At 70.5% G+C, this 14,328-nt stretch carries 12 protein-coding genes; 6 read left to right on the forward strand and 6 right to left on the reverse strand.

From position 1 onward, the window contains the following. Positions 1 to 35 precede the first annotated feature (35 nt). From ACFPOB_RS07505 to ACFPOB_RS07520, 4 genes are read right to left on the reverse strand one after another with little or no spacing between them, the layout of a single operon-like run. On the reverse strand, positions 36 to 2,009 hold the full coding sequence (locus ACFPOB_RS07505; protein ID WP_281805224.1) for an ATP-binding protein: 1,974 nt from the start codon (positions 2,007 to 2,009) through the stop codon (positions 36 to 38). 2 nt (positions 2,010 to 2,011) lie between these two features. Continuing rightward, positions 2,012 to 3,634 (reverse strand): carboxyl transferase domain-containing protein, encoded by a 1,623-nt coding sequence (locus ACFPOB_RS07510; protein ID WP_281805222.1) that lies wholly within the window; start codon positions 3,632 to 3,634, stop codon positions 2,012 to 2,014. Continuing rightward, positions 3,635 to 3,967 (reverse strand): AtuA-related protein, encoded by a 333-nt coding sequence (locus ACFPOB_RS07515; RefSeq protein WP_281805220.1) that lies wholly within the window; start codon positions 3,965 to 3,967, stop codon positions 3,635 to 3,637. Positions 3,968 to 3,970: 3 nt separating this feature from the next. After that, on the reverse strand, positions 3,971 to 5,335 hold the full coding sequence (locus tag ACFPOB_RS07520; RefSeq protein ID WP_281805218.1) for an acyclic terpene utilization AtuA family protein: 1,365 nt from the start codon (positions 5,333 to 5,335) through the stop codon (positions 3,971 to 3,973). Positions 5,336 to 5,598: 263 nt separating this feature from the next. Here ACFPOB_RS07520 and ACFPOB_RS07525 point away from each other — a divergent pair, with 263 nt between their 5' ends. From ACFPOB_RS07525 to ACFPOB_RS07540, 4 genes are read left to right on the forward strand one after another with little or no spacing between them, the layout of a single operon-like run. Beyond that, complete coding sequence (locus ACFPOB_RS07525) at positions 5,599 to 6,378, forward strand: enoyl-CoA hydratase/isomerase family protein (RefSeq protein ID WP_281805217.1); 780 nt, start codon at positions 5,599 to 5,601, stop codon at positions 6,376 to 6,378. Between the two features lie 22 nt (positions 6,379 to 6,400). Further along, a complete protein-coding gene (locus tag ACFPOB_RS07530; protein ID WP_281805215.1) occupies positions 6,401 to 6,886 on the forward strand; it encodes a MaoC/PaaZ C-terminal domain-containing protein in 486 nt (161 codons plus the stop codon). After that, the gene (locus ACFPOB_RS07535) at positions 6,883 to 8,031 is read left to right on the forward strand and encodes an acyl-CoA dehydrogenase family protein (protein ID WP_281805213.1); all 1,149 of its coding nucleotides are present in this window, start codon (positions 6,883 to 6,885) and stop codon (positions 8,029 to 8,031) included. The genes ACFPOB_RS07530 and ACFPOB_RS07535 overlap by 4 nt, the downstream gene beginning before the upstream one ends. A gap of 1 nt (position 8,032) precedes the next feature. Next, complete coding sequence (locus tag ACFPOB_RS07540) at positions 8,033 to 9,145, forward strand: NADH:flavin oxidoreductase/NADH oxidase (protein ID WP_281805211.1); 1,113 nt, start codon at positions 8,033 to 8,035, stop codon at positions 9,143 to 9,145. 247 nt (positions 9,146 to 9,392) lie between these two features. Here the strand turns inward: ACFPOB_RS07540 and ACFPOB_RS07545 are convergent, their stop codons facing one another. Both ACFPOB_RS07545 and ACFPOB_RS07550 read right to left on the reverse strand, forming a co-directional pair. Further along, positions 9,393 to 11,351 (reverse strand): TRAP transporter permease, encoded by a 1,959-nt coding sequence (locus ACFPOB_RS07545; protein ID WP_377797148.1) that lies wholly within the window; start codon positions 11,349 to 11,351, stop codon positions 9,393 to 9,395. Positions 11,352 to 11,383: 32 nt separating this feature from the next. Further along, entirely contained in the window at positions 11,384 to 12,346 is a 963-nt protein-coding gene (locus ACFPOB_RS07550) for a TAXI family TRAP transporter solute-binding subunit (protein WP_377797150.1), read from the reverse strand. A gap of 267 nt (positions 12,347 to 12,613) precedes the next feature. On the opposite strand from ACFPOB_RS07550, the gene ACFPOB_RS07555 reads away from it, so the two are divergent. Both ACFPOB_RS07555 and ACFPOB_RS07560 read left to right on the forward strand, forming a co-directional pair. Beyond that, positions 12,614 to 13,396 carry an enoyl-CoA hydratase/isomerase family protein gene (locus ACFPOB_RS07555; protein WP_281806378.1) on the forward strand — a complete coding sequence of 261 codons (783 nt, stop codon included), beginning with the start codon at positions 12,614 to 12,616 and terminating at the stop codon, positions 13,394 to 13,396. A gap of 127 nt (positions 13,397 to 13,523) precedes the next feature. After that, the gene (locus ACFPOB_RS07560; protein ID WP_281805205.1) at positions 13,524 to 14,321 is read left to right on the forward strand and encodes an IclR family transcriptional regulator; all 798 of its coding nucleotides are present in this window, start codon (positions 13,524 to 13,526) and stop codon (positions 14,319 to 14,321) included. Positions 14,322 to 14,328: the final 7 nt, after the last annotated feature.

Below are 14,328 nucleotides of genomic sequence, written 5' to 3' on the forward strand. Positions count from 1 at the left end.
TCCTCGACTTCCGGATGCCAGCCTGAGGCCGGCGCTCACAGGGCGAGGCGCACCAGCCTCTGCCCCGCCTCCACCTGCTCGCCGACCCGGCAGACGATCTCGGCGACGATGCCGTCCCGCGGGGCGGTGACGGGGTTCTCGAACTTCATCGCCTCGATCACCGCCAGCACGTCGCCGCGGGCCACCCGTTCGCCCGCCTTGGCCGCGACCGCGACCACGAGGCCGGGAATCTCGGCGCTGGCCCAGTCGGTCGCCTCCGCCTCGTCCGGGCCGCCGCGCACCCGGCGCGAGACCTCCGCGCGCGCGCCGTCGATGATCACCTCCACCGCATCGGGCAGCACCAGCGCGCGCCAGCGCCGGCCGTCGAGCATGCCTTCGAGGAGGCCGCCGGAACCGCGCCCGCCCTCGACCGTCGCGGTCAGCCGCATCCCGGCGGTCTCGGCCTCCACCGTCACGGCGCCGCGCCGGGCGGAAAGGACCCGCACGGCGGCGCGTGCCCCGGCGATTTCCAGGACCATCGCGCCGAGCGGCGCGCCCTGCGCCAGCGCGTGCCGGCCATAGGGCGCCGCGCTCGCCTGCCAGGGCGAGGCCGGCCCGCTTCCCTCCGGCATGGCGTCGAGCACGACGGCGGCGCCGGCCACCGCGGCTAGCGCGCCGGGCGCGGCCGCGCCGAGGAGCTCGGGCAGAACCTCGTCGATGAGGCGGGTGTGCGCCGTTCCGGCCGCCACCTCCGGCCGCGCCGCGAGCGCCGCGAGGAAGCCGAGATTGGTCGCGACCCCCATCACCGCGGTCTCGGCGAGGGCCGCGCGCATGCGCGCCAGTGTCTGCCGCCGGTCGTCGCCATGGACGATGATCTTCGCGATCATGGGATCGTAGTGGGGCGGCACGGGGCTTCCAGCCTCGACCGCGCTGTCGATGCGCGCCCCGGAGGGCCAGGCGAGGTGCGTGACGCGTCCCGGCGCCGGCCGGAAGCCCGCGGCCGGGTCCTCCGCATAGAGCCGGCACTCGATGGCATGGCCGCGCGCGTGGATCTGCTCCTGGGCGAGCGGTAGCGGCGCGCCCGAGGCGAGGCGCAATTGCCATTCCACGAGGTCGAGGCCGGTGATCGCCTCCGTCACCGGATGCTCCACCTGGAGGCGCGTGTTGACCTCCAGATAGTAGAATGCCCCATCGGCGCCGACGATGAACTCGAACGTGCCGGCATTGCGGTAGGTCACGGCCCGCGCGCCGGCGACCGCCGCCTGCGCGAGGCGCGCCCTGAGGGCGTCCGGCAGGGTGGAGGCGGGGGCTTCCTCGATCACCTTCTGGTGGCGGCGCTGGAGCGAGCATTCCCGGTCGAACAGGTGCACCGCGCCGCCCGCGCCGTCGCCGAACACCTGCACCTCCACATGGCGCGGCCGCTCGATCAGGCGCTCCACCAGCAGGCGCCCGTCGCCGAAGCTGGAGCGTGCGGTGCGGATCGCCGAGGCGATCTCGGCGCGGGCGCCCGGCTTCGTGACCACCTGCATGCCCTTGCCGCCCCCGCCCGCGGCGGGCTTCAGCAAGGCGGGATAGCCGGTCGCCGCGATCAGCCGCTCCACCTCCTCCACGTCGTCGGAGGCCGCGGCCGAGCCGGGCACCACCGGCACGCCGGCCTCGGCCATGAGCGCCTTCGCCCGCCCCTTGTCGCCGAGCGCGGCGATGGTGTCGGGCCGCGGCCCGACGAAGATCAGCCCCGCCGCCTCCACCGCGGCGGCGAAGTCCGCATTCTCCGAGAGGAAACCGACGCCGGGATGGATCGCGTCGGCACCCCGCTCGCGCGCGGCGCGGATCAGCGCCGCCCCGTCGAGATAGGAGCGCGCCGCCGGTGCCGGGCCGATGCGCACCAGGTCCGCCGCCCCCTCCAGGTGGGGCGCGCCGCGGTCGGCGTCGGAATAGACCGCCACATAGGGGATGGAGAGCCGCGCGCAGGTGCGGGCGATGCGCCGGGCGATCTCGCCGCGGTTGGCGATCAGGAGCTTGCCGATCATGGCTACATCCGGAACACGCCGAAGCGGGTCTCCCCCTTCGGGCCGCCTTTCGCCATGGCGAGGGCGAGGGCGAGGAAGGCGCGCGTCTCCTCCGGCTCGATCACCGCGTCCACCCACAGGCGGGCGGCGGCGTGGAGCGGGTGGCTCGATCGCTCGTAGGCGGCGCGGATGGGGGCCTCGAAGCGCGCCCGCTCCTCCGCGTCGAAGGTCCGCCCCGCCTTGGCCAGCTGGCCCTCGCGCACCAGGCCGAGCACGGTCGCGGCCTGCTCGCCGCCCATCACCGAGGTGCGCGCATTGGGCCACATGGCCATGAGGCGCGGGCCGAAGGCGCGCCCGCACATGGCGTAGTTGCCGGCGCCGTAGCTGCCGCCCACCAGCAGGCTGAGTTTCGGCACCGCGGCGGTCGCCACCGCATTCACCAGCTTCGCGCCGTGTCGGGCGATGCCGCCCGCCTCGTATTCCTCGCCCACCATGAAGCCGCTGATGTTGTGCAGGAACAGCAGCGGCACGCCGCGCTGGCAGCACAGCTCGATGAAGTTCGCCGCCTTCTGCGCGCTCTCGGCATAGAGCACGCCGTCGTTCATGAGCACGCCGACGCGGTAGCCCTCGATGGCGGCGGTGCCGCAGATGATGGTGCGGGCATAGCGCGCGCGGTACTCGTCGAGCCGGCCGCCGTCGATGAGGCGGGCGAGGATCTCGCGGGCGGGCAGGCGCTGGCGCGGGCTCGCCGGGATCAGGCCGGCGATCTCCGAGGCCGGGCTCAGCGGCGGCTCGGGCGGAAGGTCCGGGCCGGGCAAAGGCGGCGCCGGGGCGCGGGCGAGGATGGCGCGCACCAGGAACAGCGCCTCCACGTCGTCCTCGGCCAGATGGTCGGCCACCGCGCTGCGGCGGGTGTGCACGTCGGCCCCGCCGAGGGTCTCGGCTTCCACCACAACCCCGGTCGCCGCCTGCACCAGCTGCGGGCCGCCGAGGAAGATGGTGCCGGTGCCGCGCACGATCACCGTCTCGTCCGCCATGGCGGGGATGTAGGCGCCGCCGGCGGTGCACGAGCCCATGACGGCCGCGATCTGCGGCAGGCCCAGCGCGGACATCTCGGCGATGTTGCGGAAGATGGCGCCGAAATGGTGCGCGTCGGGGAAGATGTCCTCCTGGTGCGGCAGGAAGGCGCCGCCCGAATCCACCAGGTAGACGCAGGGCAGGGCATTCTCCCGCGCCACCTGCTGGGCGCGGATCTGCTTCTTCACCGTGAGGGGATAATAGGTGCCGCCCTTCACCGTGGCGTCGTTCGCCATGATCATGACGAGGCGCCCGCCGACGCTGCCGACGCCGGTGACGATGCCCGCCGCCGGGACCGGCTCGTCATAGACGCCGTGGGCAGCGAGCCGGCCGATCTCCAGGAACGGGGTCGCCGGGTCGAGCAGGAGCGAGATGCGCTCGCGCGCGGTCAGCTTGCCGCGCTCCTTGTGGCGCGCCACCGCCTCGGCCGGCCCGCCCGCCGCGGCGAGCCGCGCGGCCTCCTCGATCGCCGCGCACTGGAGGCGGAAGGCCTCGGCGTTGTCGGGGGGAACCGCTTGCGCCGGCTCTTGCTCGGGGTCTTGGGCGGGAGTGTCCGGCAGGGCCGCCATTCAGGCGGCCTCCGATCCGGCGGGCGGCAGCACGGCCGGAAGGCGCAGCAGGCCGTTGCCCATGGCCTTGCCGGTCTGGTCGAGGCGCAGTGTGCGCGTCGCCCCGCCGCCGAGCGCCCGGCGCATGATCACGACCACGGCCTCGATATTGTCCATGGGATAGGTCTCCACGTCGCCCTGGACCCAGTCGCCGAACAGCGCCTTGACCCGCTCGGGCGTGAGGCTCGCCAGGAGCACGGGATAATCCTGCGGCGTGCGGGCGATGACCCCCACCGAGACCACGTCGCCCTTGTCGCCGGAGCGCACATAGGCGAAGTCGCGAAGAAGCTGCATGGCTCAGGCCTCCAGGAGCGAGACGCGCTGCGTCACCACGGACTGCGGCACGAGGGTGGGCCACACGCCGTAGACCGGGCGCGGCTTCATGGGCGTGCCGAAGGAGGTGCCGCCCGGCCCCATGATCCAGAGCTGCGCGCAGGCCCGGCGCACCTTCTCCGCCTCCTGGCGGGTGGCGGTGTGGACCGCGACGCGCAGGCCGATCTCCGCCGGCTCGTAATCCGGCATGGGGGAGGCCGGCCCGTGCAGCATGTTGACGCCCACGAGGTCGAACTGCACCGCGTCGGCCTTCAGCTTCAGGCGCTCGAAGCGCTCGCCGAGGGTCTGCTTCGCCTTCTCGGCGCGCCCCAGCGCGTCGGGCCAGGGGAAGAACATCATGCCCTCGCCGATCCAGCCGTCCTCGTAGCCCACCACCAGCTTGAGGGTTTCCGGGCGCGGGCCGCCGCCCATGTGGGAGAGCCGGACGCGGTCCGGCCCGATCTCCTCCAGCCGCACGCGAGTGAAGTCGGCGACGCCGTCCGGCATGAGGTAGCGGCGCGGATCGCCGATCTCGTAGACGAGGTGCTCCTTGACGGTGAACGGGTCCACGCGTCCGCCGGTCTGGTCGAGCTTGGTGATGACCGCGGTGCCGTCGCCGTCGAACTCGACGATGGGAAAGCCGACCCTGCCCATGTTGGGCATCTCGTCGAAGCGGGAGGACATGCCGCCGGTGGCGGCGGCGGCGCACTCCACCACGTGGCCGATGGTGATGGCGGCGGCGATGCGGTCGGTGTCGGCCGCGCCGTAGCTCCAGCCGAACTCGTGCATCAGCGGGCCCACATAGAGCGCGTTGTCGGAGACCCGGCCGGCGATCACCACGTCCGCCCCCTGGGCGAGCGCCTCCACGATGCCGGAGCTGTCGGTATAGACGTTGGCGGCCACCACGCGGTTGCGGATGGCGGCGAAGTTGGTCTCGCCGGTGTCGATGTTGGTGAGGTCGGTGCCGCTCTCGATCAGCTCGTCCAGCCGGTCGAGCACGTCGTCGCCTTCGATCACGCCGATGCGCAGGCCGTTCAGCCCGAGCTCGCGGGCGAGCGAGCGGATGCGCTCGCCGGCCGCGCGCGGGTTGGCGCCGCCGCCGTTGCAGACGATGCGGGTGCCGCTCTTGCGGGCGAGAGGAAGAAGAACGGAAAGGTGCGCGGGAAGATCGGGAATGTACCCCGTCTCCGGGTCCTTCAGGCGCTGGCGCTGGAGCAACGCCATGGTCAGCTCGGCGAGATAGTCCATGGAGAGATAGTCGAGCGTCCCCCGCTCCAGCAGCTCGACCGCAGGGTCGAAGGCATCTCCCCAGAAGCCGGAACCGGCCCCGAGCCTCAGCGAACGCCTCATGCGCGCCTCTCCCAAAGAAATCATTCTTCCGCAACGCCATAGGCCGGGGCGCGCCGAGGCGCGCCGGGTCCCGCAGGGTCCGGATCGATGCAGAGGGTGCGTCGCTGCGGGGCGTAAAGTCAAGTGTATTTCGAAAATCAGTTCCGCAAGATGGATTTTTGTTTGACCCGCCCGCCGGGCAGGCACTAAGGTCGTCGCCAGAGAAGGGCGCCCCGAGCGCTCCGGCCCGCCATCGGGCCCGCCCTGGAGGAAGGCGCCGCGCCATGCAGGCGGATGAGGTGGAACTGGCCGTCGCCGACGGCATCGCGCGTGTCACCCTGAACCGGCCGGCGCGGCGCAACGCCCTCACCGCGTCCATGGCGAACGCGCTCACCGCCGCGTGGGCCCGCATCGACGCGGACCAGGCGATCCGCGCCGTCGTGCTCGCCGCCGCCCCGTGCGGCACCTTCTGCGCCGGCATGGATCTCAAGGAGATGGCCGCGGCGCGGGCCGAGGGCGCGGACCTCCTCGCACGCATCGCCGATCCGTTCCAGGAGCGCCTGCGCGCAGTCCGCCAGCCGGTGGTGGCGGCGCTCAACGGCCATTTCAGCGGCGCCGGCATGCTGCTCGCCATGGGCGCCGACATCCGCGTTGGCCTCGCCGGATCGCGCGCCGCCATCTCCGAGGTGCGGTTCGGCCGGGGCACCTCCTGGGCCGTGCCGCTGCTGTGGATGCTGCCGCAGCCGGTGCTGAGCGAGATGATGCTCACCGGCGCGCCTTTGCCCGTGGAGGAGCTGTGGCGCCACGGCTTCGTCAACCATCTCGAGGCGACGCCGGAGGTGGTGCTGGCGCGCGCCCTCGCCCTCGCCGGCCAGATCGCCCGGAACGCGCCGCTCTCCGTGCGCGCCGCCAAGGCAACGCTCGCCGCCGGCATGGACCTCGGCTGCGCGGGCGGGCTCGCGCGCGGCGCCGAGCTTCACCGCGCGGTCTATGCCAGCGCCGATGCACAGGAAGGGCCGAGCGCCTTCGCCGAGGGGCGCGTGCCCGTCTGGCAGGGCCGGTGACCAGGAAGGAAGAGCAGGAGCGATGATCGATCAGCCGTTTCCCGAATTGAAGGTCGGCCAGTCCAAGGTCTCGCGCGGGCGCACGCTGACCGAGACCGACGTGGTCAACTTCTGCATGCTCACCGGCAACTGGCTGGAGATCCACGCCAACGAGGAGTTCGCCAAGACCGCGCGCTTCGGCCGGCGGGTGGTTCAGGGCTCGCTCGTCTTCTCCATCGTCAACGCGCTCCTGCCCTTCGATTCGAGCGTGGTGGACGCGTTCTACGGCGTGGACCGGCTGCGATTCCTCAAGCCCACCTTCATCGGCGACACCCTGTGGGCGCGCTCCGAGATCATCGACCTGCGCGAGAAGGACGGAGGCGCCGGCGTCGCCACGCTCGAGCTCGTCGGCGCGAACCAGCGCCGGGAAAAAGTCATGCGCTGCGAGTTCAGCCTGCTCATCTTGGGCGCGCGCCTGCTGCCGCCCTCGAACGACCCCTTCACCCTTGCGGAGCCTGCGGCCCAATGAACTTCCTCAACAGCGAACAGAGCGCCTGGCACGACACCGTCGACCGCTTCATGGAGAAGGAGATCACGCGCGAATACATCCGCACCCAGGACGAGGCGCGCGCCTACCCTTACGAAGGCTATGAGAAGATCGCCAAGGAAGGCTGGCTGCGCCTGCTGATCCCGGAGGATCACGGCGGCTACGGCGGCGACATCTTCGACTACGCGCTCATGTGCGAGGGGCTCGGCAAGTTCGGCTTCGACTTCGCGACTGCGGTGCTGGTGCCCACCTTCACCGCCATGAACATCGTGAAGTTCGGCAACGACGCCCAGAAGGCGGACTATCTCGAACCCTTCATGTCCGGCGCGCGGCGCTTCTCCATCTCCATCTCCGAGCCCTCGGCCGGCTCGGACGCTGCCAGCACTCGCACCCGCGCCCGACGCGACGGCGAGAGCTACGTCATCAAGGGCCAGAAGCTCTGGTGCAGCGGCGCGGCGGCGCAGAACGTGACCATCCAGATGCTGGTGCGCACCGACCCGGAGACCGCCAAGCACCGCGGGCTCTCGGTGCTGCTGGTGCCCAACGACACGGCGGGCGTCGACATCCGCCGGCTGCCGACTCTGGCGCGCCGCGCCACCGGCACCACGGAGATCTTCCTCGACGACGCGCGGGTGCCCGCCGCCAACCTGCTCGGTCACGAGGGGCAGGGATGGGAGATCATCACCGATCATCTGGAGTTGGAGCGCATCGCGGTGTCCGCCGCCTATGTGGGCAATGCCCAGACCGCGGTGAGCGACGCGCTCGCCTATGCCCACGAGCGCGAGCAGTTCGACCGGCCGATCTTCGATTTCCAGGTGATCCGCCACATGCTCGCCGACATGCAGACCCAGGTGGATGCCGCCCGGCTCCTGGTCTACCGCGGCGCCGAGCTCGCCTCACGGCACGAGCCGTGCGCCAAGGAGGTGGCCATGGGCAAGCTGTTCGCATCCGAGACGCTGCAGAATGTCTCGCGCATGGGCATGCAGATCCTCGGCGGGCACTCCATGCTGCCGGACTCGGACATGGAGCGCTATTTCCGCGAAGGCATGCAGAGCACCATCGGCGGCGGCACCTCGCAGATCCAGCGCACCATCATCGCCAAGGCCATGCACCAGAACCCGGGCTGAGATGGCGCGTCTGTTCCAGCCCCTCGGCCTGCGCGGCCTCACGCTGAAGAACCGCGTGGTGGTCTCGCCCATGCAGACCTACAGCGCGCCCGAGGCGCGCGCGACGGCCTGGCACCAGGCGCATCTCGCGCGCTTCGCCCTCGGCGGCGCCGGGCTGGTGGTGGCGGAGGCCACCGCCGTGACCCCGGAGGGGCGCTCGACCGACCTCGATCTCGGGCTCTGGGACGGTGCGCAGGAACACGCCCTGCGCGGCCTCGCGGAAGCGGTCCACGCCTGCGGCGCGGCGCTCGGCGTGCAGCTCCAGCATGCAGGCCGCAAGGCGGCGACGTCCGCGCCGTGGGAGGGGTTCCGGCCGCTCGCGCCGGAGGCCGGCGGGGCGGTGCTCGGGCCGACCGATGCGCCCGCGGCTCCCGGCGGCCATGTTCCGCGCGCGATGGCGCCATCCGACATGGCCCCGCTCGTGGCCGCCTACGCGGCTGCGGCCCGGCGCGCCGATACGGCGGGCGTGGACCTCATCGAGATCCACATGGCCCACGGCTATCTCCTCCACAGCTTCCTGTCGCCCCTCTCCAACACCCGCGCCGACGCGTACGGCGGGGCGATCGAGGGGCGCATGCGATTTCCTCTCGAAGTGGTGGAGGGCGTGCGGGCGGCCTGGCCGGCGCACAAGCCGCTCGCCTGCCGAATCTCGTCGGTGGACGGGATCGGCATCGGCTGGTCGCTGGAGGATTCCCAGGTGCTGGTGAAGGCGTTGATCGCCGCCGGCGTCGACCTGGTGGACTGCTCCTCGGGCGGCATGATCCTGCCGAGCGGCCAGATGATGGTGCCCCGCGGCCCAGGCTTCCAGGTGCCGTTCGCGAGCCAGCTCAGGCGGGCGACCGGCGCCTGCGTGATCGCGGTCGGCGGCATCGCCGATGCGGCCGAGGCCGAGGCGGTTCTGACGCGCGAGGATGCGGACCTCGTCGCCATCGGCCGCGCGATGCTCGCCGATCCGAACTGGGCGCTCCACGCCGCCGCCACGCTTGTTGAGGACGGCGGCTGGGCGCACTGGCCGAAGCCGTTCGGCTGGTGGCTGGAGCGCCGCGCCCGCGCCGCGCGCCGGTACAAGGCTTAGGTCCCGCCGGCGCTCGCGCCATTGCCGCCTTGTCGACCGGGATATGTTCCGGTGCGGCGGCGTGCTGATCTTCCTGAAAACCACGACGGCCATCGCGAAGCGCCGGACGCCTCGCCGGGCGCCCGCGCGCGGCGGCGCGTCTTTTGTGGCCCGAAACAGCTTGCGCCCGGATCGCGGGACGATCCGGGCGCAAGGATTTCGATCGACGGTGCGGGGGGCCAGGGCCGCGGCGCAGGCGCGGCCGAAGCTAAAGCTTCAGATCCGCGGGCTGCCGCTGTGCGGCGCCGGCCGATCGCGGCTCGCGAAAGTGGCTCACCCCTGCCAGCGCCGCGATCATGATCAGGCCGACGATGTCGCTCCAGGCCGCCGGATAGAACAGCAGCGCCGCCGCGCCATAGACGAAGATCCGCAGCGGCCAGTTGAGCGGGCCGAAGAAGTAGCCCGTGGAGGCCGCCGTGATGGCGATGATCGCGATGGAGGTGATGCCCGTGTCATAGGCGATCTGCAGCCACGAGCCCTCCATCAGCACCCCGGTGCGGAAGATGAAGAGGAACGGGATCAGGTAGAGCCCGATGGCCAGCACCACCGCATGCCCGCCCACCTTCCAGAAGTTCACTTTCGCTATCGAAGCAGCCGCGAACACGCTCGCGCAGACCGGCGGCGTGATGGCGGACAGGATCGCGAAATAGAAGATGAACAGGTGGGCGTTGAGCGGGGCGACGCCGAGCTTGATGACGATGGGCGCCGCCACCGCCGCCGCCAGGATGTAGGAGGCGGTGGTGGGCACGTCCATGCCGAGAAGGATGGCGAGCACCGCGGTGAGGATCAGCACGAAGACGAGGTTCTCGCCCGACAGCGACAGGATGAGGCTCGACACCTTCACACCCACCCCGGTGGCGGTGAGCACCTTCACCACAATCGCCGCGCAGGCGAGCAGCACCGCGATCATAGCGATGGCCCGGCCGGCGTCGTAGAGGCCTTCCAGCACCTGGCCCAGATACTCGCTGTAGGTGGCGCCGAGCTCATGAGCGCGGCCCTCGGCCAAGCATTTCGCGCCGCGCAGGATCACTTGGGTGACGACCAGCATCGCCACCGCCGTCGCGCCCGCGAGGGTGGGGGTGAGGTCCATGGCGAGCATGCCGATGAGGACGCCAACCGGCAGATACATGGGCAAGGCGGTGTAGGGGTCGAGCAGCTCGCGCGCCGACGGCATCTCCGAGCGGTCGAGCGGGCGGATGTTCATCTTGCGCGCGCGGAATCCGACGCTGAACCAGATGGTGAGGAAGTAGAGGATGGCCGGGATGAGGGCGGCGCCGACCACGCTGGAATAGGGAATGTCCAGCATCTCCGCCATGATGAAGGCGCCCGCCCCCATCACCGGCGGCATGATCTGCCCGCCCGCCGACGCCACCGCCTCGATGGCGGCGGCGTAGCTCTTGGTGTAGCCCGCCCGGTGCATGGTGGGGATGGTGATGGGGCCGAGCGCCATCACGTTCGCCACCGCCGATCCGGTCACCGTCCCGAACAGGGCGGAGGAGGCGGTGCACACCTTCGCCTGGCCGCCCCAGCTGCGGCCGGCGATCAGGGTGGCGAGCTTGATGAAGATCTCCGTCGCCCCAGTGCTGAGCAGCAGCGCGCCGAAGATGATGAACACCGCGATCACCCGGGTGCCCATGTCGACCATGTAGCCGAAGATGGTCTCGGTGGAGGCGTAGGTGGTCTCGATCAGCGTCAGGGTGGAGACGCGCGGCGGCTGCCACGGCCCGCTCACATAGGCGCTGCCCAGATAGAAATAGAGTAGCCCGGTGAGCGCGAGCAGCGGCAGGAACCAGCCGATGGTCCTGCGCGCCGCCTCCAGCACCAGGGCCAGCGCGATGAAGCCGAGCGCGAGGTCGAGCGTGCTCAACTCGCCGATGAAGTCGGACAGGCGCTGGTTGTTGAGCGCCACGTGGAAGCAGACGTAGTAGCCCGCGAGCGCCAGCACGATGTCGAGGATGCGGCGCGCGCCCTTGCTCCCGCCCTCGACGGCCGAGAGCAGGAACACCGACCCGAGCCCGAGCCCGAGGAACAGGCCCCGCTGGACCAGCGGCTCCATCATCCCCGCGAACGAGGTGTAGAGCTGGAACAGCGCGAATCCGATGAGGATGATCCGCAAGGAGAACGCCGTGCTCTTGCCGAGCCAGCTGTCGGTGGTGCCGTCTGCCATCTGAGCGCCTCTGACGTTCGCAGCCGAAGGAATTATTGCGCCGACTTCCAGTGGGCGAGCGCGCCGGGATGGACGGCGATGCCGATCTCGACCGTCTCGAGCAGCGACTTCTTGAAGTCGTAGTCCTTCAGCTGCGGCCACACGCTGATGAGGATCTGCCGGTTCTGGTCGATGGCGTGGGCGATCTTCTTCGCGGTCGCATCGTTCATCAGCGACAAACGCGTGGCATAGACGATCGGCACCGAGGGCGTGGCGAAGGCCGGGTTGTCCTTGATGAAGCCGACCGGGATGGTGACGAAGCTCACGCCCGGGATCTTGGCGAGCACCTTCTCCTGCTGCTCCTTGTTGAAGCCCAGGATGCGCATGTCCACCTTGGTCATCAGCTCGCGCAGAGTCGCGTCGACGCGCGAGGCGGCGGCGTACTTGGAGTAGCCCACGAGCTGGTTGTTGCCGACGCCCTCGATGGCGTCGTTCACGGTGCCGTAGATGTAGCGCGGCTTGATGCCAAGCAGGTTGAAGCTCTGGGTGACGAGCAGCTCGCCGCCGCTGCCGCGAATGCCGGGCGTGAAGTTCTTGCCCGTCAGCCCGTTGAGGTCGGTGATGCCGCTGTCGACGCGCACCGCGATGTTGATGATGGAATCGTCATAGGGGTAGAGCGCCACGAGGTCGGCCACCGGCTTGCCCTCGAACTGGCCGGTGCCGTTCTTCGCCTGCACAAAGACGTCGCCCGCCACGAGGCCGAGGTCGATCTCGCCCCGCGCCAGCCGGCGCACGTTGTCGACGCTGGCCCCGGTCTCCACCACCGTGACCGTGGTGCCCGGATTTCCCTTCTCGATGGCCTGCGCCATGCCCACGGCCACCTGGTAGTGGCTCGACGTGGCGTTGGTGGCGCCGAGCGTGAGCGTCTCCGCCCCGGCCGGCAGCGCCAGCAGCGCCGCGAAGGCGCCGCCGCAGAAGAGGGCCGACGCGCGGCCGCGGCCGCGCCGGCGGCCCATGAGAAGCCCAATAGCGCGAGAGAAGTGTCCCCGCATGTCGTTCCTCCAAAGTTTTTCTTGTCGCACGCCGGGTCGCGCCGGCGGTCACGGGATGAACGCCGGCGGCGCGCACGAACGCGCCGGGCCGGGCCCTCATCGTCCCGATACTTATGAACGTGACACAGATCGGAGGAAGGTACAATTACATTTTGAAAATACGTTCCGCACAGTGAGTTTTTGATGTAGCCTGATCGCCGTGCCATCATTCGGCAAGGAACGGAATCGGTGATGCATCCCGACGAGATCGTGCAATTCGAGGCCGCAGACGGCCTCGCCACCATCACCCTGAACCGCCCGGAGCGGCGCAACGCCCTGTCGGTCGCTGCCGCCGAGAGGCTCTTCGACCTGTGGGAGGAGGTAGACCGGCGCCCCGAGATCCGCGCCGTGATCCTCACCGCCGCGCCCTGCGGCACGTTCTGCGCCGGCATGGACCTGAAGGAGGCGAGCAGCATCGGTGCCAAGGGCGGCGACGTACTGCAGATAATTCGCGACCCGTTTCACGAGCGCATGCGCCGCGTGCGCGCGCCTATCATCGCCGCCATGACCGGCCACTTCGCCGCAGGCGGCTTCATGCTCTCGCTCAACGCCGACATCCGCATCGGCGTCGCCGGCACCAGCGGCGGGATCACCGAGGTGAAGCGCGGGCGCGGCTCGCCCTGGGCGGTGCCGCTCCTCTGGCAGATGCCGCAGCCGCTGGTGATGGAGATGGTCCTCACCGGCGAGCCCCAGACGATCGAACGCCTGCACGCCATCGGCTTCGTCAATTATGTGGAGCCGACGGCAGAAGCGGCGCTGGAGCGGGCACGGACGCTGGCGCGCATCATCGTCGCCAACGCTCCGCTCTCGGTGGCGGCGGGCAAGCAGTCGTTGCTCAATGCCATGAGCCTGGGCTGCGACGCCGGCCTTGCCGAGGCCAAGCAGATCTATCGCTCCGTCTATGACAGCCGCGACGCTCAGGAGGGCCCGCGCGCCTTCGCCGAGAAGCGCGCGCCGGTCTGGACCGGGACTTAGAGTGCGATTGGTCGCTCCGGAAGCGCGAGGCGCTTCCACGTGGACTGTGGTTCGCTCTCTAACTTATTGAGAGAGCCGGATTCGGCGTAGGCGAATCCGGCTTGAGGGTGCGAGCGTGGGAAGGATCATGGCGCCATCCAAGGACAAGACCACCGAGGTCGTCTCGCTGGCGCGCGGGCTCGCCATATTGCGGGCTTTCCGCGCCATCGACGCGCCGCTCGGCAACAAGGAGATCGCCGAGCGCACCGGGCTGCCCAAGGCGACCGTGGCGCGGCTCGCCTACACGCTGTGCGCCATGGGCTATCTGCGGCAGGTGGGGCCGCACGCCCAGTACCACCTCGGCGACAAGGTCTCCACGCTCGGCTACACGGTGCTGCGCACGCTCTCGGTGCGCCAGGTGGCCGAGCCGCTGATGCAGGCCATGGCCGACAAGCACGAAATGTCGGTCGCGCTCGGCATCGGCAACGGTCCGGACATGATCTATCTGCATTATTGCTCGGGTCCCGAGACCATCACCATGCGCCTGCATATCGGCGCCCTGGTGCCCATCGCCCAGTCGGCCATGGGGCGGGCCTATATGTGGGCGCTGCCGCCGCCGGCACGCGAGGCCCACATGCAGGCCATCCGCGCCGCGGCTGGCCCCTCCGCCGACGCGATGGAGGATGGCCTGCGCGAGGCCATCGCCGAGGTGGACCGGCGTGGCTTCTCGGTCTCCTTCGGCGACTGGCGCCGGGAGATATATGCGGTGGGCGCGCCGGTGTGGCTCGACCGCGGCGAAACCATCCTGGCGCTCAATTGCGGCACGCGGCGGCGCGATCTCGATCCGGCGCGGTTCCAGGACGAGCTGGGACCGGAGCTGATGGCCATGTCGAGCGAGATCGGCCACCGCATGGATCAACTGGGCGCGAGCTTCTGGGGCGACTGACCTTTCC

It is taken from the genome of Allobosea eneae (assembly GCF_042657265.1).
Lineage (GTDB): Bacteria > Pseudomonadota > Alphaproteobacteria > Rhizobiales > Beijerinckiaceae > Allobosea > Allobosea eneae.

Bases quoted from the DNA above. Each gene is read 5' to 3' on its own strand.
- ACFPOB_RS07505 (WP_281805224.1), bottom strand. From the start codon at position 2,009: ATGATCGGCAAGCTCCTGATCGCCAACCGCGGCGAGATCGCCCGGCGC.
- ACFPOB_RS07510 (WP_281805222.1), bottom strand. From the start codon at position 3,634: ATGGCGGCCCTGCCGGACACTCCCGCCCAAGACCCCGAGCAAGAGCCG.
- ACFPOB_RS07515 (WP_281805220.1), bottom strand. From the start codon at position 3,967: ATGCAGCTTCTTCGCGACTTCGCCTATGTGCGCTCCGGCGACAAGGGC.
- ACFPOB_RS07520 (WP_281805218.1), bottom strand. From the start codon at position 5,335: ATGAGGCGTTCGCTGAGGCTCGGGGCCGGTTCCGGCTTCTGGGGAGAT.
- ACFPOB_RS07525 (WP_281805217.1), top strand. From the start codon at position 5,599: ATGCAGGCGGATGAGGTGGAACTGGCCGTCGCCGACGGCATCGCGCGT.
- ACFPOB_RS07530 (WP_281805215.1), top strand. From the start codon at position 6,401: ATGATCGATCAGCCGTTTCCCGAATTGAAGGTCGGCCAGTCCAAGGTC.
- ACFPOB_RS07535 (WP_281805213.1), top strand. From the start codon at position 6,883: ATGAACTTCCTCAACAGCGAACAGAGCGCCTGGCACGACACCGTCGAC.
- ACFPOB_RS07540 (WP_281805211.1), top strand. From the start codon at position 8,033: ATGGCGCGTCTGTTCCAGCCCCTCGGCCTGCGCGGCCTCACGCTGAAG.
- ACFPOB_RS07545 (WP_377797148.1), bottom strand. From the start codon at position 11,351: ATGGCAGACGGCACCACCGACAGCTGGCTCGGCAAGAGCACGGCGTTC.
- ACFPOB_RS07550 (WP_377797150.1), bottom strand. From the start codon at position 12,346: ATGGGCCGCCGGCGCGGCCGCGGCCGCGCGTCGGCCCTCTTCTGCGGC.
- ACFPOB_RS07555 (WP_281806378.1), top strand. From the start codon at position 12,614: ATGCATCCCGACGAGATCGTGCAATTCGAGGCCGCAGACGGCCTCGCC.
- ACFPOB_RS07560 (WP_281805205.1), top strand. From the start codon at position 13,524: ATGGCGCCATCCAAGGACAAGACCACCGAGGTCGTCTCGCTGGCGCGC.